Origin of the sequence: Enterococcus sp. AZ063, assembly GCF_051715045.1 — a bacterium.
GTDB lineage: Bacteria > Bacillota > Bacilli > Lactobacillales > Enterococcaceae > Enterococcus_D > Enterococcus_D casseliflavus.
Genome location: NZ_JBIOTA010000001.1, coordinates 1,876,898 through 1,900,750, shown reverse-complemented (window position 1 = coordinate 1,900,750; position 23,853 = coordinate 1,876,898). Strand labels below are relative to the sequence as shown.

Annotated in this window: 21 protein-coding genes and 1 other RNA gene; 20 read left to right on the top strand and 2 right to left on the bottom strand. The window is 41.9% G+C overall.

The genetic code is table 11. The features are described from left to right. Positions 1-174: 174 nt before the first annotated feature. The 15 genes from IGK61_RS08780 (at position 175) to IGK61_RS08710 (ending at position 16,522) form a co-directional block, all read left to right on the top strand. The gene (locus IGK61_RS08780) at positions 175-1,053 is read left to right on the top strand and encodes a glucosaminidase domain-containing protein (protein WP_074535762.1); all 879 of its coding nucleotides are present in this window, start codon (positions 175-177) and stop codon (positions 1,051-1,053) included. Between the two features lie 198 nt (positions 1,054-1,251). Then, positions 1,252-2,181 (top strand): cysteine synthase A, encoded by a 930-nt coding sequence (gene cysK / locus IGK61_RS08775; protein WP_005226159.1) that lies wholly within the window; start codon positions 1,252-1,254, stop codon positions 2,179-2,181. 168 nt (positions 2,182-2,349) lie between these two features. Then, entirely contained in the window at positions 2,350-2,790 is a 441-nt protein-coding gene (locus IGK61_RS08770) for a Fur family transcriptional regulator (RefSeq protein WP_005226158.1), read from the top strand. Next, complete coding sequence (locus IGK61_RS08765) at positions 2,787-3,173, top strand: RidA family protein (protein ID WP_015509753.1); 387 nt, start codon at positions 2,787-2,789, stop codon at positions 3,171-3,173. The genes IGK61_RS08770 and IGK61_RS08765 overlap by 4 nt, the downstream gene beginning before the upstream one ends. A 111-nt stretch (positions 3,174-3,284) precedes the next feature. Beyond that, positions 3,285-3,986, top strand: coding sequence for a DnaD domain protein (locus tag IGK61_RS08760; RefSeq protein ID WP_074535763.1), 702 nt, complete (start codon positions 3,285-3,287; stop codon positions 3,984-3,986). A 24-nt stretch (positions 3,987-4,010) separates the two neighbouring features. Then, positions 4,011-4,667: an endonuclease III gene (gene nth, locus IGK61_RS08755; RefSeq protein ID WP_074535765.1), complete on the top strand. Its 657-nt coding sequence runs from the start codon at positions 4,011-4,013 to the stop codon at positions 4,665-4,667. 593 nt (positions 4,668-5,260) lie between these two features. Further along, positions 5,261-5,635, top strand: coding sequence for an LPXTG cell wall anchor domain-containing protein (locus IGK61_RS08750; RefSeq protein WP_074535766.1), 375 nt, complete (start codon positions 5,261-5,263; stop codon positions 5,633-5,635). 14 nt (positions 5,636-5,649) lie between these two features. Beyond that, positions 5,650-6,453, top strand: coding sequence for a WxL domain-containing protein (locus IGK61_RS08745; protein WP_008379814.1), 804 nt, complete (start codon positions 5,650-5,652; stop codon positions 6,451-6,453). Between the two features lie 41 nt (positions 6,454-6,494). Next, positions 6,495-7,307 carry a WxL domain-containing protein gene (locus tag IGK61_RS08740; protein WP_074535768.1) on the top strand — a complete coding sequence of 271 codons (813 nt, stop codon included), beginning with the start codon at positions 6,495-6,497 and terminating at the stop codon, positions 7,305-7,307. Between the two features lie 13 nt (positions 7,308-7,320). After that, positions 7,321-8,448 carry a DUF916 and DUF3324 domain-containing protein gene (locus IGK61_RS08735; protein ID WP_074535770.1) on the top strand — a complete coding sequence of 376 codons (1,128 nt, stop codon included), beginning with the start codon at positions 7,321-7,323 and terminating at the stop codon, positions 8,446-8,448. 1 nt (position 8,449) lies between these two features. Next, positions 8,450-11,503: a WxL domain-containing protein gene (locus tag IGK61_RS08730; RefSeq protein ID WP_438844793.1), complete on the top strand. Its 3,054-nt coding sequence runs from the start codon at positions 8,450-8,452 to the stop codon at positions 11,501-11,503. A gap of 297 nt (positions 11,504-11,800) precedes the next feature. Next, positions 11,801-13,852: a glucosaminidase domain-containing protein gene (locus tag IGK61_RS08725; protein WP_438844792.1), complete on the top strand. Its 2,052-nt coding sequence runs from the start codon at positions 11,801-11,803 to the stop codon at positions 13,850-13,852. Between the two features lie 18 nt (positions 13,853-13,870). Further along, complete coding sequence (gene lepB / locus IGK61_RS08720; protein ID WP_142973028.1) at positions 13,871-14,350, top strand: signal peptidase I; 480 nt, start codon at positions 13,871-13,873, stop codon at positions 14,348-14,350. Between the two features lie 121 nt (positions 14,351-14,471). After that, the gene (locus tag IGK61_RS08715) at positions 14,472-15,323 is read left to right on the top strand and encodes a hypothetical protein (RefSeq protein WP_438844791.1); all 852 of its coding nucleotides are present in this window, start codon (positions 14,472-14,474) and stop codon (positions 15,321-15,323) included. 2 nt (positions 15,324-15,325) lie between these two features. Beyond that, positions 15,326-16,522, top strand: a complete 1,197-nt coding sequence (locus IGK61_RS08710) for a hypothetical protein (RefSeq protein WP_438844790.1) — start codon at positions 15,326-15,328, stop codon at positions 16,520-16,522. A 77-nt stretch (positions 16,523-16,599) separates the two neighbouring features. Here the strand turns inward: IGK61_RS08710 and IGK61_RS08705 are convergent, their stop codons facing one another. Together IGK61_RS08705 and recU are read right to left on the bottom strand one after the other, a co-directional pair. Then, entirely contained in the window at positions 16,600-18,921 is a 2,322-nt protein-coding gene (locus IGK61_RS08705; RefSeq protein WP_034857413.1) for a PBP1A family penicillin-binding protein, read from the bottom strand. A gap of 1 nt (position 18,922) precedes the next feature. Then, the gene (recU, locus tag IGK61_RS08700) at positions 18,923-19,549 is read right to left on the bottom strand and encodes a Holliday junction resolvase RecU (RefSeq protein WP_015509744.1); all 627 of its coding nucleotides are present in this window, start codon (positions 19,547-19,549) and stop codon (positions 18,923-18,925) included. A 70-nt stretch (positions 19,550-19,619) separates the two neighbouring features. On the opposite strand from recU, the gene IGK61_RS08695 reads away from it, so the two are divergent. The 5 genes from IGK61_RS08695 (at position 19,620) to IGK61_RS08675 (ending at position 23,778) form a co-directional block, all read left to right on the top strand. Next, positions 19,620-20,165, top strand: coding sequence for a DUF1273 domain-containing protein (locus IGK61_RS08695; RefSeq protein WP_005226143.1), 546 nt, complete (start codon positions 19,620-19,622; stop codon positions 20,163-20,165). A 71-nt stretch (positions 20,166-20,236) separates the two neighbouring features. Then, the gene (gene gpsB / locus IGK61_RS08690) at positions 20,237-20,647 is read left to right on the top strand and encodes a cell division regulator GpsB (RefSeq protein ID WP_005226142.1); all 411 of its coding nucleotides are present in this window, start codon (positions 20,237-20,239) and stop codon (positions 20,645-20,647) included. A 24-nt stretch (positions 20,648-20,671) separates the two neighbouring features. Beyond that, positions 20,672-21,037: RNase P RNA component class B (gene rnpB / locus IGK61_RS08685), an RNA gene on the top strand. Positions 21,038-21,103: 66 nt separating this feature from the next. Continuing rightward, entirely contained in the window at positions 21,104-22,267 is a 1,164-nt protein-coding gene (locus IGK61_RS08680; RefSeq protein ID WP_010748389.1) for a THUMP domain-containing class I SAM-dependent RNA methyltransferase, read from the top strand. After that, positions 22,264-23,778, top strand: a complete 1,515-nt coding sequence (locus IGK61_RS08675; protein ID WP_074535773.1) for a carboxypeptidase M32 — start codon at positions 22,264-22,266, stop codon at positions 23,776-23,778. Before IGK61_RS08680 ends, IGK61_RS08675 begins: the two co-directional genes overlap by 4 nt. The last annotated feature ends 75 nt before the right edge of the window (positions 23,779-23,853 follow it).

Sequence of the window (23,853 nt, the reverse complement as noted above, 5' to 3'; positions counted from 1 at the left end):
AACAGTTTTTAAAAAAACTTCTCAGTAGTTAGCAATCCAAGCGGGATACCCATACAGTTTTTTAAAAGTTTTTTGTTGTTTGCAAAGTGATCATTGTTTGCACTGTTAGATGTTTTTCCGTATAATAGCTGTATTGATTTATTTGAAAAAACGTACAGTTACTGGAGGAAAAAAATGGGAAGTTATCAAACAAGAAGTGAAAGACATCATCAACCAAAGAAGACGATAAAAAGACCTACTAAAAAGGCGGTGGTCTCTTTGATGGGGGCAGGAATGATGTTAGCGCCAATGACGGTCACTTTCGTTCCTCAACAGGTACAAGCTGCTGAGAATCAATACGCGACGCAGGACATCTCAGGTTTTATTGAGCAAATTGGCTGGTCAGCACAAGATGTTGCTGCCAACAATGATCTCTATGCTTCTGTGATGATTGCTCAAGCGATTTTGGAAAGCGGCTATGGTTCTTCCGCGTTATCCAATGCACCCTATTACAATTTGTTTGGGGTCAAAGGCAGTTACAACGGACAAAGTGTCTATATGCCTACACAAGAGTATTTGAATGGTCAGTGGGTAGAGATGAATGAACCGTTTCGTCAATATAACTCTTACTGGGAATCGTTTCAGGATCATGCGAATGTCTTGCTCAGCACGAGTTTCGCGACAGGAACTGCTCATTACAGTGGTGTTTGGAAAAGCCAAACAACCTCATTTTATGATGCAACGAATTACTTGACGGGGCGCTATGCTACCGATCCAGGGTATGCACAAAAACTGAACTGGTTAATTGAAACGTATCAGCTCACACGCTTTGATACTGGGACAACGCAAAGTACCGCATGGACAAGTACAACGAGCACGACTAGCACGAGTACTACGCAAACTACAACGACGACTCAGGTAAACAGCGGATCTACAGCGCAGAGCTATCACGTTGCTTCAGGCGATACACTTTGGGATATCGCCAATAAATTTGGCACAACGGTCGACGCTCTAATGGCAACAAATGGGTTATCTAGTGAGGTCATTGTTGTTGGCCAAGAATTAATCGTTTAATTATCTGATACCGCCTTAAGAATGATTGCTCTAAATGGCATCATTCTTAAGGTTTTTTTGTAATGGAAAAACAAAATCAAGAAAGTGAATACAAACAAATATAAAAAAATAAGAAAAAACTTGAAATTGCTTACTTTTTATTCGCAACTCGGGGTTATTTTAGGTAGAATGGAAGAATAAGAACGGGAGGGATTTTCAATGACAAAAATCTATCAATCGGTCAATGAGTTAGTTGGGCATACGCCAATCGTCAAATTAAATCACATCGTAGAAGAAGGTTCTGCGGATGTGTATCTGAAATTAGAGTTCTTCAATCCTGGGGGAAGTGTCAAGGACAGAATTGCTTTAGCCATGATTGAAAAAGCAGAAAAAAATGGCTTGTTAAAAGCTGGTGATACCATCATCGAACCAACATCTGGGAATACTGGGATCGGCTTAGCCATGATCGGTACGGCAAAAGGCTATCGTGTCGTGCTGGTTATGCCAGAAACCATGAGTATTGAAAGACGTAAAATTGTTCAAGCTTATGGCGCAGAGTTGATTTTGACCCCTGGGTCTGAAGGAATCACTGGTTCTATCAATAAAGCAAAAGAATTAGCAGAACAAGACGGCTATTATATGCCATTACAATTTGAAAACCCAGCCAATCCAGAAGTCCATGAAAAAACGACAGGGAAAGAAATTGAGGATGCGTTTGAATCTAAAGGGTTAGACGCTTTTGTTGCTGGGATCGGCACAGGTGGCACGATCACTGGTGCGGGGAAGGAATTGAAGCGCGTCTATCCTAATTTGAAGATCGTGGGCGTTGAGCCTGCAGAATCAGCTATTTTAGGAGGTGGCAAACCTGGTCCCCATAAGATCCAAGGGATCGGCACGGGATTTGTTCCTAAAGTACTAGACACTGAGATTTATGATCAGGTCATTGCCATCGCTAGTGAGGATGCCATGGAAACTGCGCGTCAAGTTGGGATGAAAGAAGGAATCTTAGTAGGAATTTCTTCTGGTGCAGCGATCAAAGCGGCATTAGAGGTTGCTAAGGACTTAGGAAAAGGCAAAAAAGTCTTAGCGATCGTACCAGATAATGGTGAACGCTATTTGTCTACGGCACTGTATCAGTTTGAAGACTAACAAAGAGGGGGAAAGCAGGCATTCGTTTGTCTGCTTTTCTTTCTCGAAAAACTGAGGGAAGATGGGCTGGGCAAATGCGTTATTCCTTTAAAAAAACAAGGAAAGCTGTTTGAATTTTTAGGTTTTACATAGTATGATAGGTAAGATAAGAGAAATGGAGGAACTCCTGTGAGTACGATCTACGATGAAGCGATCAAACGATTAAAACATGAAAATATTCGTATTACACCGCAGCGAGTAGCGATATTAGAATTTTTAGCCAGTCACGATGCCCATCCGACCGCTGAAGAGATTTATCGGGCGATCGAAGTTCATTTTCCTGGTATAAGTGTCGCAACGGTATACAATAACTTACGTTTGTTCACAGAAATTGGCTTTGTAAAAGAAATGAATTATGGAGATGCCTCCAGTCGTTTTGATTTTACAACGGAGCCTCATTATCATGCTATCTGTCAAAAGTGTGGAAAGATCGCTGATTTTTACTATCCAGGATTGGAAGATGTCGAAATGGCGGCTTCGAAATTAACTGGGTATCAAATAAATAACCATCGACTAGAAGTTTATGGCCTATGTCCCGAATGCCAAGTGAAAGAGGAGGAAACAAAATGAAGATAATTTCTACAGATCAAGCACCACAAGCAATCGGTCCTTATGTTCAAGCAAAAATCGCAAACGGCTTTTTGTTTGCTTCTGGTCAAGTGCCATTAGATCCTGTTTCGGGGGAAGTTGTCGGTACGACGATTGAAGTACAGACTCAGCAAGTATTGAAAAATATCAACGCGATTCTTGAAGCGGCGGAACTTACGCCAGATGACATCGTTAAGACGACATGTTTTTTAAAAAATATGAATGATTTCGTTCCTTTCAATAATACGTATAGCACATTGTTCAATGAAGCGTTACCTGCACGTTCTGCTGTCGAAGTTGCTCGCTTACCAAAAGATGTTTTGGTTGAAGTTGAGATCATCGCAGCAGTCAAAGAAAAAGCGTAACCAACAAAGAATCGTGGGACGTCCGCATTTGCGTCGTCCCCTTTTTATTGATTCGATCCTGATAGGATGAATCTTTATGTTTCAGATGAGCCAAGGAGAAGAGGATGTAGTATGGTTTCATTAAAGGAATATTTGGCAAAAGGGCAAACGACGATTTCAAATTTGCTTTTAGAGAATTACCATCATCTTGGTTTGACGAATGATGAATTTTTGTTATGGCTGCAACTGTATCGCAGCCATGAGCAAGGCAATGATTTTCCAGATTTACGTGAGATCGCCTCGGTGATGGGCAGCGACCAAAAAGAGATCTATCATTGGTTGAATCAATTGCTGAAAAAAGATGTGCTGCGAATGGGTTCAAAAAAAGACGACGCAGGAAAAATGGTGGATTATTATGATTTCACTGGCATTTATGAACGGCTCGAGTTTCTTTTGAAGCAGCAATCTAAAAAGGAATCCGCTGAAACAAATGAAGAGAAGATACGCGAGTTGTATCGCTTATTTGAAGGAGAATTTGGTCGCCCCTTATCGGCGATCGAATACCAACGGATCGGGCAGTGGTTGGATGAGGACCACTATGATCCCGAGCTGGTCCAGTTTGCTTTGCGAGAAGCGGTCTTGAATCAAGCGTATAGTTTAAACTATATCGATCGTATTTTGCTTTCGTGGGAACGCAAGAATATTACCTCAAAAGCGCAAGTAGAAGAAGAGCAAAAAAGAAGAAAAAAACAGTTTCTTCAAAATGAAACTACGCCACAAGAAGATGGCCCAATGCCCAAAATCCCTATGCATAATTGGTTAGAAGGAGAGTAAGATACAAGGAGTTTAATTCGTCCAATGATCAGTAAAGAAAAAACAATGACTGCGATAGAAATAATGTATGAGATGTTTCCTGATGCACATGGAGAACTAGTGTCAAAAAATGCCTTTGAATTGCTGATTGCTGTCATCCTAAGCGCACAGGCAACGGATGTGTCAGTCAATAAAGTGACACCGGCACTTTTTGAAGCATATCCAACGCCGCAGGCTCTCAGCGAGGCGCCGTTAGAAGACATTATTGAAAAAATCAAATCGATTGGCCTCTATCGAAACAAAGCGAAAAATATCAAAGCTTGTGCCTCTGAATTGTTGCTGCGTTTTGGAGGCGAAGTGCCTCAAACCAGAGAAGACTTAATTTCTTTGCCAGGTGTCGGCAGAAAAACAGCGAACGTCGTTCTTGGCGATGCATTTGGCATTCCAGCAATCGCTGTCGATACGCATGTCGAGCGGGTATCAAAAAGGCTGCGCATCTGTAAACTAGACGCCAACGTATTAGAAGTCGAACAAACATTGATGAAAAAGATTCCAGATACGTTGTGGGTCAAAACGCATCACACGTTAATTTTCTTTGGTCGTTATCATTGCACAGCACGGGCACCTAAGTGTGAGGTTTGTCCATTGTTGACAATGTGCCAAGAAGGAAAACTTCGGATGAAGGGGAAGAAAACCATTTAATGGTGAACATAAACCAAAAGTAACTAGGATCAAGACGCTAAGCGAAATCGCTTAGCGTTTTTTTTGCATAAGTTGATAAAAGAACAGGTGATTAACGTAACAACCTTTGATAAAGCCGTTTCAAGTAACTGGAAAAACATAAGCTTACTGAACTTTTTTGATTACACCACTCAAAAACAGGTGGTTTTTCACAAAGAGCGCGTGTGACGATTGTTGCTCGATACGAGATTAAACCTTCCAATACGCCTTTTTATGAAAGTGTTTGTAGGCTTAATATGATGGGATTCTTTCGCAAAAATTTTAACTTCTCTTTTTTATAAAATCCTATTTTTGGTCAATAATAAGTAACGTTAATAAGAAAATTCACCTATTGGTGAAAAATAGTATTTCAAATCTGTGGAAATCATCAGTATAGTGAACTTTGTCAAAGGTTATAAGTCTTTCTCTGCTATTTTGCTAATGACAGAAAAAGCGTTGCAAATTTCGAAATGATTCTTTAACAATCTCATAATCATTTTTGTTACGGATACTAGACAAACGCAGTTTTGAAAAGATCACTTATAAGATGTGGCAAGTATAGAGGAGGAGGGAGAATGAAAGGAGAAAATGTATGGAAATTAGTTCGTATGGTTCTGTTTTGCACTCTTTTTTATGGGATAACTATTTCTACGGCAGCGGTGAATGCTCAGGAAGTGCAGTCGGTTGAAACAGAAAGCTCTGTGCTTTTTACCGGTGTTTATGAGCCTATTGGCCAACCCAAACCAGCACCGCCAGCAGGCCCTACAGAGAATATCTCGCCACCAAAAGAGGTAGCAAAACCAGGTGGCATTTTACCAAAGACCAACGAGACAAAAACTTACGGCGTAATCTTGCTTGGATTACTGCTCGTACTGGTTGCATTGTATGCGCAATATACCAAACATCGATCAAAATTTATGATGGTTAAAAAGAAAAGACAAATAATTTGAAAGCAGGGATGAATTTGAAATTCGTACGATTTGCATCGGCAGCTGTTTTAGCTGCAACTTTATTTACTATTAGCGCGGAAGCCTTCGCTACTGAAAGTGTAACAAACCATGATACAGAAGGGAAAGTTCTCTTTGTACCAAACGATAGCGAAGCGACAGTGGTTCAACCACCAAATCCTGGTCCTAATGGTCCAGATGTAGAGATCAATCCAGTCGGCCCTGAAGGACAAACAGGACCATTGACGATTGCTTACGCACCTACGCTTAATTTCGGTGAGCAAGTGATTTCTAATACCGATCAAGAATATAAGCTAGTGGCTGAATTACACAAGCTAAAAGACGCGGAAGATAGTGAAGAAAGAGTTCCGTATGTTTCATTTGCCCAAGTCCAAGATACGCGCGGGACAAATGCTGGTTGGGATTTAAAAGTTTCATTAAGTGCTTTTGAATCAGGAACACAAAATAATGAACTGACTGGAGCAAGAATTCGTTTTAATTCGCCGAAATTGGAATATAACGGAAGCAACCAAGAAAATGAACCACAAATTCATGCGGATGGATTGATTTTAGATGCTACAAATAGTGAGCGTTCGGTTCTGACCGCCGCTCAAACAAAAGGTGCCGGCGTTTCGTCAGTCGTTTGGGGCGATCAGGAAGAAATCAATCGACAAGTGGAAGCAGGCGCAGAGGTTGTTGAAAATGCCGGAATCGAATTACTTGTTCCTGGATCAACAGCAAAAGACGCTGCTCTTTATGAAGCAACCCTTACTTGGACATTAGCTGCAACAGCCGGACCGGACGGAGAAACGGTTCAATAACTTGGTTTTGTACTGAATAAAAAAGAAAGAAGGAACTAGAAATGCAAAAGATTCGTTTAGCTACGGTCGCTGTATTATCCACCACTTTACTAGCCGGAGGCGTTCAAGCCTTTGCCCAATCTTCATTAGAAACGACTACCGATAACGTTATAGGATTTACCTCAGACGGAAGCGATCTAACAGAGGTACAGCCACCAGTCGTAAACCCAGAAGTAGAAACAATCGAACCAACACCGCCAGGGCAAACGGGTCCGTTTACCATTGCTTATGCACCAAAAACTTTTGATTTTGGTCAGAATGCTATCTCTACCAGTGATCGTTGGTATTCAATGGTTGCAGATGAGCGTAATTTGGCTGATCAATCAGGTACGACACCGTATGTATCATTTGCCCAAGTGCAAGATACCCGAGGAACGCATGCTGGTTGGACATTAAATGTTAGTCTAACTGATTTTACTTCTGAATCAGGGGATGTCTTGACTGGGGCAAAAATCAAGTTGGCGAACCCTGAGATCGTGTTCAACAAAGGCGAAGGTGATCGAGACTTACAGCCAAGTGCCGTTATCAATAGTGAAGAACAAAATGCGTTGATCCTAGATGTCAACGATCAAGACATTCCTGTCATGCGTGCTTCGGTCGGTCAAGGCGCGGGCGCTTCATCGATTTACTGGGGAGATCAAGAAAAATTGACGGAACAAAATCTTAATAAACAAGAAGACGAAATTATCAGAAATGATGATATTCAACTATTTGTACCAGGCTCTACCACGCAGCTAGCAACCAACTATACTGCGGAAATGACATGGACGCTAACTGCTTCTGTTGATAGTGGCGGCGAAACAGTAAATCCGTAAGAAGGATCATAGCTTGCAACAAGAAACAACTGGCAGGAATAATAAATTATTCCTGCCTTTTTTGGAAGGAGAACCACTTTTGACTGAACAACGTATAAGAATGAAATGGATAAAAACGGTTACCTGTGCGGTCATCCTGCTATCATTCTTTTCTTCACCAAGATTGAGCTATGCTCAGACAGAATCAGAATTAAACTTCTATGTGACGCCTATCTTACCAGAAAGTCAGCTGGAAGGAGGGGCGTTGGGGTATTTCGATTTAAATCTTGGGGCAGGAGAACGTGATGAATTGGCTTTAGAGATCGAAAATGGTTCTGATCAAGCGATCGAAATAGAAATTTCTGCCCATACGGCATTTACGAATGTGAATGGTGTTGTGGAATATGGCAGGGATGCAGAATCCCCTGATCCGACTTTACCTGCATCAATTGATGAACTGGTAGAGGTGCCGGAAACCATATCGTTAGATCCATTAGAAAAAAGAATCATTTCTTTACCGATTGCGATGCCAGAAGAGGAATTCAAAGGGGTTTTGGCAGGTGGCATTCGAATCAAAGAAGTTATTTCTAAAGAGGAGCAAACACAATCTGCTGAAGAAGGATTAGGCATACGGAATGCATTTTCCTATGTCATTGGTGTGGTAGTAAGCAACAATCGGTCTGCAACGGATCCGGGATTGGAACTGCTTGATGTTTTCGCCGATCAAGTAAATTACCGAAACGTATTTAGTGCTGTTATCCAAAATTATACATCGACATTTGTCAATCAATTGGAAGTAACAGCTGAAATTCGATCTGTTGGCAGTGAGACGATCTTATATGAAGCAAGTCAATCAGCGATGCAAATGGCTCCTAATTCACATATGCATTTCCCAATTCCCTTGAATGGCGATCGTTTTCGTAATGGGGAGTATGTATTAAATCTTACTGCACGGTCAGGAGAGGAAGAGTGGTCTTGGGAACAGACATTTAGCGTGGAGGCAGAAGATGCTCGCCGCTTAAATGAACTCGATGTCACTGTAGATACGTCGCTCAATTGGTGGATGATAGCCACGGTTGGTCTAATCAGCTTGTTTTTATTGCTTGTGATCATCCTAATTGTTCATAAGAAAAAAAAGGCAAAGGAAGGTGGGAATAGTTGAAATGAAGAATACACCACACAAGGTAATAATTGCGATCATTATTGGATTACTAAGTGTGCAAACTTTTTTTCCAAGTCTGAGCAATTTACTATTGCCAGAAATCCACGCCATCGATCACACGATTGAACCGTTGGACGAAACGCAGAATATGTCCTTGCTTGATAAAGCAACACAACCGATCCAAACAAAAGAATATGACAACCATAAACGTTTTTTTCAGTTTCCAGTTAGTGTGATTGAAGGGGTCGTGAATCAACCGATCGACGTTTTCGTCGTATCAAGCCAACCGTTAGATGAGATTACGCTGGTTGTAGCGAAAGAAGCAGCGATCGTGGAAGAAGAATTTGCTGCAGAAGTGAAGAGTAAGAAGCTGTCTGAAGAAGAACAGGAATGGACGCTTACCTTTGATGAAGAGCTTATGGAGTTCGAAATTCCTATCGTCTTTAATAAAATAGGTGATTATAAACTTGTTATAGGTGAAGCGGAACTAACGATCGAAGTACAGACAGAAGATGTCGCAGAAGATGACTCGGATGATGATACAGATAATGAAAGGATCGAGACGGAGGTCTCACCATCAGACACTCCACGGGAAGGGGAACGAACCACGCAACCTTCCAATGACGCGAACCCAAATGAGAATCAGGAAGACACAGAAGCTGATCAAGCGGAAGCGATTGCCCAATTGACAGAACCGGTCACACCTTTAGACGAAATCAGTCATCGGGATGTATCCAACTGGCAAGAATTTATGGCGGCAATTGTGAATAAAGATGTAAATTATATCAATATCGTAAACGACTTTGAATCTTCGGATAATCCTACTCAAGGAGTTTCTGGAGTGGCTGCGGGAAGTGCAACTTCCAACCCAACAAATGGATTAGCCTATATTTGGACCAATGCTTCTGGAATTTCAAGAACGCTTGTGATCGAAGGCAATGGGTTTCAAATCGACTTTAGAGCAGTTGCTGTCGGATTTTATGATAGTACAGTCAATAGTGCAACGCCATGGGACATTACGTATCAAAATATCGATGTCGTTCATGGAAATTGGTATGGGTTTATGAATTTTACGAATATGAGTATTCCTCAGCAAAATCTATCCAGAATGCGCTACCACAATTTAACCAACGCGGGCAATCAGTTGATCCACTCGTTAGCGACACCTGTTGTTATGTCTGGCGAAGTAATATCGCATCAAACTCCGACATATACTTCCAGATCTGGACGTGTGCAAACGATCAATGCAACCAACCAAGCGAATATGGAAGTAACACAATTGGAAATTCTTGATAACGCAACAGTTGATATGTCAACAATAAATTCCGGCAATATCTATTTATATTATGCAACGGGGCGTATGACTATTGGCAATGATGCAAAGATGTCCCTGCGTGCAGCTGGAACAGCCGGTGAGGCTTTTGGAGCAAATATTTATATTGCGAATGGACGGATCAATATCGGTAATCGATCAGAGCTGCATTTGAATGCCCGAGCCAACTCCCCCGCAATCAGTATGTATGCAAGCGGCGCCCACTTTGAAATGTCTGAGGATAGCAAAGTGGTAATCAAAGCTGACGGACGTACCACAAGCCTCAATGGATGGTCCTATAACATTATCTACATGGGTGCTGGAAGCACGATGCTTATTGGAAATAAAAGCAGTGTCGAAATTGATGCAGTGAATCAAGGGACCACCACCTCCGGAGTGATCCATGTAGCCGGTGCCGCCACATTTATTGTTGCTAAAGAAGGAATCTTGGATATTAAGTCAGACGGAACCAATCCCTCTCATTCCTTGATGACATTTTTGAGCTCGGCCTCAACCTTCACTTTTGCGGATGCACAACGCATCAATTTAGAGAAAACAAGGGCGGTTACCGGAAATGCAGCAAATAGTAGCCTTATTTCGATTTCTGGCAGTGGCGGGTTATTAGATGTGGATATTCAAGCAGCGAAGCAATGGCGGCATGGAAACTTGACGGAGGAACCAGACTTCAGTTGGAGTCCAATCTTCAATTTAAAAGTGAATTTTTCCTCTACCTTGTCATCGATTTCGAATGTTTCTTCCATCTCACAAGAGATCGTTGATCATTTTCGCGCGAATTTTACCACAAGAGCACAACGTATCCTATTTGAATATATTCCAGATGTCGAAGTTCATTTAGAACCATTAACGGAAGACCCGGCACTAGATGGATCAAGAATCATTAGAGGAAAAGCCACACCTTATAGTGTGATTCGTTTTGACGGAGATCCAGTTATTCCCGCACCGCAACTGCAATCACCCTCTTTTGATGATAACAGCTTGTTTCATCTTCAAGCAGATGCCAATGGTGATTTCAGCTTGACCTTAGCCGAGGGGGATCGGTTTACAAAACATAATACGGTGACGGCTTACGCTTTCTTAAATGGAAAATTCGATACAGATGAAACAGTTGTTCAAGAGATTGCCACAATGAATCCACGAGATCCGATCGCGCCAGATATTGAAGTGAACCCAGAAAATAAACCGGATATACCAGACCATTTAGGGTTTATCAGTATCGATTTCATCTCCCAGTATAGCTTTGGAGATGTATCAATAAGTGCAGATACCAAACAGTACAATGCATTGCCGCAACGACTTAGCAGTGCCGATGGCTCAGTAACTGAGGAACGACCAAATTACGTGCAGATTTCTGACCGTCGCGCTCATTTTACAGGCTGGGAACTAAACGCGACATTATCCGCTGCAGGATTTCGTAACGATCAAGGAGAAGAACTTCGGGGTGCACGAATTATTTTAGAAAATGCAGTTATGCTGACGAATGCCGCCAACTCAGCAATTCCTCCCACTTATAGTGAAACAATGTTCCTTGATCCTGGGGTACTTGCTATGATCGCTGAAGCGGATGCAAACGAAGGAAGCGGTACTTGGATTCAACGCTACGGGGATATGGAGACGATGGGGAATAGTGTCAAACTTGAAGTACCCATTGGATCAAATCCTCGTAACATGACTTACCAAGCAACGATTGAATGGGAGTTAAGTTTTGTTCCATCTGTCGAATGATCGATACTCAATCTTATCAAATGGAAGCTGTTAGCGCCTTTGACAGCTTCCATTCTTGATAGGAAGACAGTGAGTAAATCACTTGGAAAGTAGTGGATTATAACGCTTTTTTGTGGTAGATCACGCTGCTGAGCAAAATCCGCTTGAGCTAGCTAAATCAATCGTTTGCTTCAAAATAATCGCGAAGAGACAGAGTTCACCTAAACTCGTGCAAAAAATATTCAGCAACTTTGAATCAGTTCGTCAGGTTTTATTCGAAACCAATGATGCCGGCTGAAACAAAAGAAAGGAAACTATATGAAACGAAGAAAAAAGAAGTCATATTTGACAGTATTCAGTACTGGGATTTTAGCAAGTCAACTTTTTGTTTCTCCCGTATTACTGGCGAAAGAAAGCCCTCAGCCTGATAACTATTCAGAAAATACAAATGTCGAACAGCAACTTGATGACCAAGATTCATCGGCAGCAGAAGACCAAGAGAGTCAAGAAGACGTCAGCAAAGAGCAAACGGAGGACTCGACCGAGTTATCCTCCGAATCAAATGAACCGCTTATGGATTCAGAAACAGCAGATCCCGTTGTAGAATCTCTTGATTCGTCTGAAGAAGTAGACTCAACACAAACGACCGAGTCAGCGGAAACGACCGAACTAGAGGAATTAGAGTCCACGGAACCTTCCGAGGAAGAGGAAAAAATAGATGCTGAAACGGACGATCTAGAAGTAGAAACAGAGAACAAGCCAAAAGAGACCGACTTGATTGATGATTCATTGGCACCAAAAGAAAATGAAATTTCAACTGAGAGCAACGAAAATACTGAAAATGCAAAAAAAGAGGAGCCGAAAACACCTCCGATTATTGCACCTGAGCAAGTAATAAACCCTGTCGTTCAATCACCAGATGCTACTTCTCACTTGAAAAATTCTTTTTATGATGGACGTACCATTGATTTACCAGAGAGTTTTCGGGCAGCGAAGATCGCAGATTCGAATCTGTTAGATTTCACCTTGCCGATATTAGCTGATTATGATGCCCAATGGCAAGCGGCATTGGTCTACGAGATCATCGGGCAAATTGGTGAACTAGAAGAACCATCGACAATGGACGAATGGATCAATGAACGGATCAAAGCGGTTATAGAAGGAAAAGCTAGCTGGATAGAAAAAGAACAGCAGGTTGAACAATTACAACCGGGGGATCTTTTATATGACGCAAATCAGTTAATCGGTATCTACCTCGCAGATGGTTACCAAGCAAGTTTAGTGACAAATCAAGAAGAGCCAACGAAAACTGTCATCGAAGTTCAGCGGGTTTCAATCGAAGAGCCGCTATCGATCAGACGGCTATCAAATCCTGAATTGGCTACATATGGCGAAAAGCTAGTTACTGAATATCCAGCCCCTTACGAATTTACAGTGAATCAAAAGACCCAGACGTTTATTGAAACATTGGCACAAGAAGCCCAAAGCTTAGGGCAAGAATACGATGTCTTTGCTTCTGTATTAATCGCGCAAGCGATCCTTGAAAGCGGCAGTGGCGACAGCGGGCTTTCCAGCAGTCCCCATTATAACCTTTTTGGGATCAAAGGCAGTTATCAAGGAAGCAGCGTGACTTTACCAACAATGGAAGATAAAGGCAACGGAGAACTATTCCAAATTCAAGCAGCCTTTCGTTCCTATTCAAGTTATCGAGATTCGATGGCAGATTATGTCAAATTGATTCGCGGAGGAATCACTGGAAATCCAACCTTTTATCAAGATGTGTGGCGCTCTGAATCAAAAAACTATCTTCGGGCAGCAGATGCTTTGACGGGCACTTATGCGACCGATGTTAATTATAGTAAAAAAATCAATTCACTGATTGCGGTCTATGGATTGACGCAATATGACCAAGTGATCGCAACAGAAACAGGCTTGTTTATCCAAGGAAAAGAACAAATTCCAGAAGAGTATCGCTCCCTCATGACATTTCCAGAATACAACGGTCGTGACTACAATCTTTCTGGTTCGTATCCTGTTGGACAATGTACTTGGTATGTGTTCAATCGGGTGAGTCAATTAGGCGGTCAAGTAGATGACTACATGGGAAATGGTGGTCAATGGGGCAATACCGGACGACGTTTAGGTTACAACGTCAGTCAAACGCCTAAAGCAGGTAGTATGATCTCTTTTGCACCTGGAACAGCTGGATCTGATCCTCGTTATGGTCATGTCGCTTTTGTTGAAGCCGTTGGTCCAAATGGTATTTTGGTTTCAGAAGGAAATGTCTATGGTGGAACCACAATCTCTTATCGCGTGATCAGCAATGAATTGGCGCACTCATCAAGTGTTTCATATATTATGCCAAAATAAGGATGGAGGGCTGGCAATATGAGTAAAAGGCATAGACAAATAGGTCTTCCTATCAGCGGTATCTTTTTGATGGTCCTTTTGCTTATTGCGTTTCTTCAGCCGTATCGACTGGCGTTAGTCAGAGGAACGTCCATGCTGCCGACGATCGAGGATCGACAAGTTGTGCTGGTTCATAAAAAGCGCCAGCCAAATCGCTATCAGCTGATCGCTTTCGAACAGGAAGGAAAATTTTTGATCAAGAGAGTGATTGGTGTGCCAGGGGATTCCTTCGTTCGTACACAGGAGCGGTTGTTGATTGGGGCGGAGGATACTGACTTTGATTTTTCATTTATGATCACTGTGAAGGATGAAGCCGTTGAGGCGTTGCCGATTCGGGGGTACCTCAAAGAAGATGAGTACTTTGTCGTTGGCGATGCACTGCTCACTTCAAGTGATAGTAGAGAATTTGGAATCATTTCAAGTAAAACCTTTTATGGTGTGGTGACCACGTTCTTCTGACACATCAGCTTTTTGAAAGGAAGTTTGCGATGATTCATTTCTTGCAACATATCAACGAGACTAAGTTTGTATCAAAATGGATGAATAAAACGAATTTTAGTTTTGATGGAAGGAAGAGACTGTGATTTTTATCTATATTGGGATGATACTACTTGCCATTGGAGCAGGTAGTATCATCGGTTGGCGATTGTATCGAGAATACTTAGTAAGAAAAGTTGAAAAGCAGCTGTCGTCAGATGCTTTAGCCAAAAGGAAACTGCGTTTATTTAAGCACAACCTGCGCAGTGGGCACCTGCTAATTGTATTGGGCTGCAGTAGTGCCATAATCGTAAGTGTCTTGCTACTAACAGTTTTTCAGCTGACAGGCGGCATTCATGTGCAAAAGCTGCAAGAAGAAACCAGTCAATTAAAAGAGGAAGTCTTCGCGCTTAGAACTGAGCAAACGGAATGGATGCGGATGCCGATTTTTGCATATCCTGAGAACGGCTTTTCTTTTGAAGCGATTGATTGGGAGCATTTACTCGTATCCAATGATCGTGAAGCACAATTTGCAGCTGAATATGAGTTGGCCTATCAGTTATCACCATATCTAGGTCGCACTGTAGCGATGATTTTTGTTGATCAGCCTTTGCAAGAAATCTCGATTGTTCTATCTAGCAAATTACCATCAATTGATGACTTAAACGGATGGGAAGAGAATTTTTCTCGTCTACTCCATGATATGCAGAACGTTCCCCTGATCACCCAAGGAACCTTCTCTGTCCAATTTTCCAAGGATTCTGATCAGTCCTTTGAGCAGACGATCATTCGTGACGAGAATGGGGTCTGGACCCTTTTAGAACGCAGATTCCCAAACACTGATGCTCAAGAAGTAGCCAACAACGAGGGGAGCGAGAGCATATCGTCTACTCCTCAAACGGATCAAAGTGAAACGATCAATACAAATGAACAAAAAGGCAGTGTGAAAAATTAATGATGAAAAAGAAAAACAAAGGTTGGTTTTCTGCCCAAAAGCTAATGGATGAAGTGAATCAATTATCCATAGAAGAGCTGAATGAATTTGAGGAGACAAATCAAGAAGAGGGAATCGTTGAGGATCAAGGGTCCGCAAAGGCTACGCCTGAAAAAAAAGAGGACGAGACCAATCGACCAGCGGACAATGAACCCCCTAAAACCCAGAAAGAAGCAGTAAAACCTGTCGCACAAACTTTCGCAAAACCGATTTCTCACCAAAGAGTGGCTGGAGATCAGCAGAAAGAGCAAAGTGTCAAAAAGGTAGCAGTGCAGCAAAAGTCCTCTGGCAACCGTGATAGCTACGCCAAGGATAGTCAACTCGTTGAAGATAAAGGAGAACGTATGGAGAAAGAATTGAGTACAAACCAAACAAATAAGCAAGAATCAAAAGAACAAGAAAAGGATCATATGATTGAAAATTTATCTTTTGAAATCAAAGAATTGATTTTAGAAAATGAGCAACTACAGGAAGAAAAAAATCAGTTGAAAAAACAGCAGAAGATAATGGTTCAACAAGAAGCAGAGGCAAAAGAATTAAAAGCTTCGCTAGTAGAAGCAAATAAGAAAGTCAAAGACCTAGAAGAACAGTTTGCAAAAGTAGATACAGAAAAACTTGAAGCAAAAATCCAGCAATTAGAGGCCAAGTTAGCTGTTCAGCAAGAAAAAGAGCAACAAGAGCAACAAACTTACGAAAAGGAACGCGCTGAATGGACGTTGAAGCGGCAAGAAATCCAGCAGTTGCAAGAAGTAATTGCTGATTTGAAACAGCAATTGGCAGAAAAAGAAGAGCTTGCAGCAAAAGTTTCAGCTAGCGAATCAAATGAAGAAGTCGCAGAGCTTCAGGCGAAGATCGAAGCACTACGGGAAGAAAATGCAACCCTACAAATCGAAAACGAGCAGTTCCAAACAGAAATCAGTGAGGTTTTAGTCTTTGCTAGAAGAAAAGCAAATCGCACGATTCAAGAAGCGAAGATCGAATCTGAACGAATGATCCGTACGACAGAAATGCGGATCGATGGGATTCATGATCGTGCCAAAGAGATTCTTTTTGAAGTGAACGAGACGAAAGAAAATGTGATTCATTTATTTGACGATCTGCATAATCAAGTTTATCAGCTTTCCGATAAAAAATTGCTGTTTGAAGAGCTTGAAAAGTAAGCTTCTACATTTATATGGCAGGAATTAAAAAAAACAGTAGATCAGATTTTGATCTACTGTTTTTTTGCGATTCTCCATTATTCGACACTACCATCGTTTGGTTCCGGCGGGTCCGGTGGTGAGGAAGGATTATCCTCACTGCTGGAAGGTGTTGTTGAACCGGGATCCTGACTAGAAGCAGGAGGCGTAACGACCGATGATGAATCATCCTCATCAGGTGTTGTCACTGGTGGTGTTACTTCGCTTGATGATTCTGTTGTACTTGATGGTGTTGATTCGCTACTTTCTGTAGAAGGTGTCGTTGGTTCAACGTAGGAACTGCTGCTGGACGAACTTGGTGCTGAATAGCTTGGTTGGGTGTACGTCCCTTCAAGATAAAGCTCTCTTCCGATCCGTGTCAATCCGTCAGGCATTGTCCAGTCCGTGTTTTCTACAGAAGCAGAAACATAGCGCATCAATTCACGATAGACATCTGAAGCCACATGGGTACTACTATCAGTGATCGGTGTCATTTTGTCGTTGTAGCCTGTCCAAACCGCCAATGAGTAGGAGGGAGTATAGCCGGCAAAGGTAATATCAGGGTAGGCACCATTCGATGTATCCAGTTGTGCTAACTGGTCATCGGTGTAGTTGGACGTTCCCGTTTTCCCTGCTTGGTACAAACCATCGATTTGCGCGTTGGTTCCAGTTCCGACTGAAATAACATCTTTCAAGATATCGGTCACCATGTAAGCTGTCGTATCATCCATTGCTTCTTGACCAGAAACTTTAAAGGATTCTTCGTCTTCTGTACCATCTTGCATGACGATTTTATTGACGTACTGTGGTTCATAATAGGTGCCACCATTTGAAAACGCAGCATAAGCAGCGGCCATTTTCAGACTGGAGATCCCATACTTTGTGCCATCCAATTTATCTGTATTGCTGGAAATCGCATTGGATTGGGTGATCGTATCATATTCGATTCCTAAACCACTGAGAAAGTCTGCGATATTGTCCGCGCCGACTTCATCAAACAGCTTCACTGCCGGCACATTTCTAGACTCTGCTAGAGCGGTCCGCAAGGTGATATTGCCCATATATTGGCGATCCCAGTTGTAAACAGGAATATTCGTCCCTTTATACGTGTAAGGTTCATCTAAAATCATTCTACCCGTGGAATCTTGTAGAAATTGAAAGGCAGGGCCATAGTCTGTGATTGGTTTGACGGTCGAACCAAAGTCTCGTGCGACATTGACAGCCAGGTTATTTGCTAGAACATCATCAACATTACGGGCACCGATCTGAGCGGTCACCTTGCCTGTGTTGACATCAACTAAGGTAGCGGCAACTTGCATCTTGTCATCTGGGTAATCAACGTAGTCGTCACTGTTGACGATGTCATATAATCGTTTTTGTGCATCGATATCGACATTAGTATAAATATCTAAGCCGTCAGTATACACATCTTTCCCAGTTTTTTCTTTGACTTCAGCGATCACTTCGTTAAAGTAGTTGTCAAAGTATTTCCACTCTTGGTTTTCACGGGGATTGTCTTGCAAGCCTTCTTGAATATCCTCGGCAACGGCCGCATCATATTCCGCTTGCGTGATTTTTTCATTTTCCAGCATCGCACCTAAAACAACATCTCGCCGACTTTTCGCATTATCAGGATGCGCAAATGGGTCAAAAGCTGAAGGGGCATTTGGTAAACCCGCAATCAAAGCGGTTTGCGCAAGGTCTAGTTCAGCTAACGGCTTGCCGTAAAACTTCATTGCGGCCGTTTGCATCCCATATACACCATTGGACATATATACTTTATTGATGTAGTAAGTGAGGATCTCTTGTTTTGATTTCATTTGTTCAAGACGAACCGCCATCCATGCTTCTTGTGCTTTTCGACGTAATGTTTGGTCTTCAGCGCTGGTAGAAAAGAAGGACAGCTTGATCAATTGCTGTGTCAACGTACTTCCGCCTTGCATACCGCCGGTTGTGGCATTGGATAATGCGGAACCGACGATCCGAATCGGATCGACTCCGATATGCTGGTAGAAGCGGCGATCTTCGACAGAGACGATCGCGTCTTCCAGCAGTTGAGGAATCTCACTTGCTGTAATTTTCTCTCTGGTTTCACTACCGAATTCAGTGATCAATTCGCCATTTGACGCATAGAAACGAGAAGAAACCGTTGAATCCAAGCGTGTTTCATCAAGTGCAGGCGCATCTTTGGCATACCACCAGAATAACCCCATCCCGGATAGAATCCCGATACAGCCCAAGAAAAACAGCCCCATAAATACTTTTAAAAGAATACTCCCAATGCTTCGTTTGCCTTTTGCCTTAGGAGGCTTTGGTGCTTTTTTAGCTGTACCTTTTTTAGAATCATGCCGAGAGGTCCTCGATTGTGATCCATTTGCCATACTAATCATTCTCCTTCATCGTTAAAAATTGATCAACTGCTTTTAAATAGGGAATACGTGGCGCAATTGAAGGGATAATTTCAATCCCATTCGTTTCAATATAGGCCAGTGTCATTGATTTTTTTCCCGTTTCTTTTTGCAGGTGCCATTGAGAAACTAAGCACTTGCTATCGAGAAAAAAGCAGCGTTGTAGACTAGAAAACCATAAAAGAACAAAACATAAACCCGCTTGTTCCAAACAGTCTTCCATATGCTTGATTTGGTGTGGATGAAAATTTTTAAAGGGAAATGACGTTTTGTTTTGAGTCTCTTTCGCTTCAAAGTCGATATATTGCCCTTGATAAACCCCATTGTAATCAGTGGTGGATGCCTCGCGGAAATAGGCTTCTTTGATTACGGCGGCGCTTCTTCTTGGATAATCTACCTTCACGATTTGAATTGGTGTCGGTTTCTTATGAATGACAGCAAGTTTACGATTCAAATAATAAAGGTTGCTTTCATTGATCGCTTCTTCAAAACGCATCCCACGATTGGCATACGTTTTTGGCTTTATTAGTTTCTCTTGCATTTTTTGTTTTTTGCCGTCATCATAGGTAGTAGATTGTCCATTCGGGTAACGAATAACCATGTTGTTCACACTCCTAGGCAACATTATACCAAAAAGTCGTTTGGAAAGAAAAGAGATGACCAGAGAAACAATGAAAACCTTATACTTTACTGGCTATCGTAATTATGAATTAGGTGTCTTTCAAGCAAAAGATCCCAAGATTGCAGTTATTAAGAAAGTAATAATGTCGACTTTGACCAATTATGTCGAAGAAGGGTTAGAATGGCTCTTGATCAGCGGGAATCTTGGAGCGGAGCTGTGGTGTGCCGAAGCCGTTGAACAATTAAAACAAACATACCCAGAACTGAAACTAGGAATTATTTTTCCTTTTGAAGGGTTTGGTGAAAATTGGAACGAAACAAATCAGCAGGCACTGCAAACAGCGAAGTCATTTGCCGATTATGTCAATGCCACCAGCCATAAGCCTTACCAAGACCCCAGTCAATTAAGAAATCACACGGCATTTTTACTGGAGCATACCGAAGGCGCACTTGTGTTATATGATGACGAATTTCCAGGAAAACCTAATTATTTCTTAAGAGATGCCAAAGCTTATAGTGAGCAAAATCCCTACTTTATTCATCAAATAACAATGGATGACCTACAAAACGCAACATTTGATAGTAATTTACTTTGATTTTCGTATATTTTTTGATAGAATGGTCTAGAAAGTGAAAACCATTTGGAATAAACAATGAGGTGTAAATAATGGCAAATTTAATTTATAGTCCAAAAGATATTCTGCAACAAGAATTCAAAACAAAAATGCGCGGGTATGATCCAGTTGAAGTGGACGAGTTTTTAGATAATATCATTAAAGACTACGAAAGCTACAATAAAGAGATCTTAGCCCTGCAAGAAGAAAATGACCGTCTGACAGCGAAAATCGATCAATTGTCGAAAAACCAAGCGATCGCATCTCGTGTTCAACAAGAAGCGCCGAAAAGCCAAACCGTTACAAACTTTGATATTTTGAAACGTTTGTCGAATCTTGAAAAAGAAGTGTTTGGCAAAAAGCTTGATCGTGAATCAGAACCTGTCACTCGTTCTTCTTCCTACAACAGCAACTATACAAATGCTGATTTTGAAGATGACAACGAAAAAACCCGTCAATTCTAATCTAATGTAGAAAAGATAGTTGTGGTTTTCGGGTAATTGCGGCATAACTCGATTATGCTGAGGAAAGTCCATGCTCGCACAAGCTGAGATGCTTGTAGTGTTCGTGCCTAGCGAAACCATAAGCTAGGGTACTTGAGAAAGTAACGGCAGGAAAAATGGCTAAGGTGTAAGCTATGCCAAAGTATCCTTGAAAGTGCCACAGTGACGAAGCAAGGCGGGAAACCGTCTTGGTGGAACGCGGTAAACCCCTCGAGCGAGCAACCCAAACAATGGTAGGGGCACTTTTTGCACGGAAATGAACGGAGCAAGAAGGCAAGTAATTGCAGATAGATAATTACCCAGTGTTTTCTTCTCCCTGAGGAAAATACGGACAAAACATGGCTTATAGAAAATCACAACCTATCAGGGAATCCTTCCATCAACGGAAGGTTTTTTTATACCAAGAAGGAGAGCGTTATGACTGAAAAAACATTTAATTGTATTGCCACCGCTGCGAGCGGTTTAGAAGCACTAGTGGGCAAAGAATTACGGGATTTAGGGATCGAGTGTGAGGTTGAAAACGGCCGAGCGCGCTTTAAAGGGACGATGGAGACCATTGCTACCGCGAACTTGTGGCTCCGTACAGCGGACCGTATCAAAATTGTCGTCGGGGAATTTGACGTATTGACTTTCGATCAGCTGTTTGAAGAAGTTAAAGCGTTACCGTGGGAAGACTTTTTACCTTTAGACGCTGAATTTCCAGTAGCTGGAAAATCAATCAAATCAAAATTGTATAGCGTACCTGATTGTCAAGCGATCACCAAAAAAGCAATCGTCAATCGCTTAAGAGAAGTATACCATCGTCCAGCAAGTGTGCCGCTGACTGAAACTGGCGCTTTTTTCCAATTAGAAGTCGCTTTATTGAAAGACCATGCGATGATCACATTGGATACGACTGGCCCTAGTTTGTTTAAACGTGGCTATCGTTTAGAAAAAGGAGGCGCGCCGCTGAAAGAAAACATGGCTGCGGCTTTAGTGATGCTGACAAATTGGTACAAAGACAAGCCGTTTGTCGATCCCGTTTGTGGATCAGGCACATTGTGCATTGAAGCAGCGTTGATCGGCCATAATATCGCCCCTGGCTTTAATCGGGAATTTGTTTGCGAAACGTGGGATTGGTTCCCAGCAGAAGTATTTGAAAAAGTACGGAAAGAAGCAGATGAAGCAGCAGATTATGATGTCGAATTAGATATTACCGGTTCGGATATCAATGGTAGAATGATTGAGATCGCCCGCAGAAATGCGGAAGAAATCGGTCTAGGAGACTCGATCACCTTCAAACAACAAGCCGTTAAAGACTTTAAAACAGAAAAAGAGTATGGTGTCGTTGTGGCTAACCCTCCTTATGGCGAACGCTTAGGAGAAGAAGCGTCCGTTCAGCGACTGTATCAGGAAATGGGCCAAGTGTTTCGACCGCTTAAAACCTGGAGCAAGTACTTTTTGACCAGTGACTTGACTTTTGAGACCCATTACGGCGAAAAAGCGACAAAAAAACGCAAATTATACAACGGTGCCATTCGTACCGATCTCTTCCAATACTGGGGACAACGTCCGCCACGCAAAAAGGAGTCTGCTGAATGAAAGAACAAGAATTTCTGAAAGAATTAAAAGAAATCGATCTATTACAACAAGCAATGGGGATCTTAGGTTGGGATAATCAAACAGGGATGCCAGAAAAAGCCAGTGATTACCGTGCGGAAGTTGACAGCTATTTATATGGTCTATACTTTGATAAAAAAGTGGGGGAACCAATCCAAGAAGCAATCAGCTATTTCGGGAAACACCCAGATGAATTATCAGAAGTAGGGAAAGCGGCGTATCAATTAGTCAAAGAAGAATATGAATTGCAAAAAGATGTGCCCAATGAGTTGGCGATGGCGGCTTCCTCAGCTACGTCAAAAGCACATACTGCTTGGCTCAAAGCCCGTAAAGAAAAAGATTTTTCTTTATTTAAAGATGCTCTTTCTGAAAACATTCGCTTAACGAAAGAATTGATTCCTTATTGGAAGAAAAATGAGCTGACGAACTATGACGTCTTATTAAATCAATACGAACCGAATATGACGGTTGAGATCTTGGATAACGTATTCTCACAAGTGAGAGATGGTATCATGGATATTCGTCGTCAATTGGCTGAAAAAGGAACAGCGCCAGACACTTCGATCCTTTCACGTAAGATGACCGAAGCGCAACAACGTAAATTTATCTCAAAAGTGATCGCCGACTTAGGCTATGACTTTTCTCGCGGCCGTTTGGATAATACGGTCCACCCATTCGCTACGGGGATCAACCACAATGATGTACGGTTGACCACACGCTGGAGCGAAACTGACTTTTCGATGGGACTGTTCGGTGTGATTCATGAAGCTGGTCACGGGATGTACGAGCAAAACATCGATGAGAAATACGAAGGCACGCCTGTTCATGAAGGGGCGTCCATGGGAATCCACGAATCCCAATCGCTGTTTAATGAAATCATTATCGGCAGCAACCGCAATTTCTGGGCAAAGCAATACCCATTTTTCCAAGAATGTGCGGAAGGCACGTTTGATGATGTGTCTTTTGACACTTTCTATGACTCCTTAAAGCATTCAAAAGCTAGCTTGATCCGTATTGAAGCTGATAGTCTGACATATGTCATTCATATTATTATTCGTTACGAGATCGAAAAAATGATCTTTAACGAAACCGTATCGATCGATGAACTGCCAAAAATCTGGAATGACAAATACGAGGAATATTTAGGGATTCGTCCAGAAAATGACTTGGAAGGGATCTTACAAGACGTTCATTGGTCAGGTTCAAGCTTCGGGTATTTCCCATCCTATGCTCTAGGATATATGTATGCAGCGCAATTACTCCATGCCATGGAAAAAGAAATCAATGTCGATGAAGTGTTGGCTTCGGATGATTATTCACCGATTCGTAAATGGTTGACTGAAAATATCCATCAATATGGCGCATCCAAGAAACCAAATGAATTGATTTTAGATGCAACGGATGAATTATTGAATCCTCAATATCTATTAGACTATTTACGCAAGATCTATTTTAGCGTCTATAAAATCAGCGAGACGCAAGATTTCGCTTAAAAGTAACGAGTGGAAAGAAGCTTCGCAAGACGTTGCCGCCCCAATTATTTCATGGGGTGCTCGTCTTGTTGAACT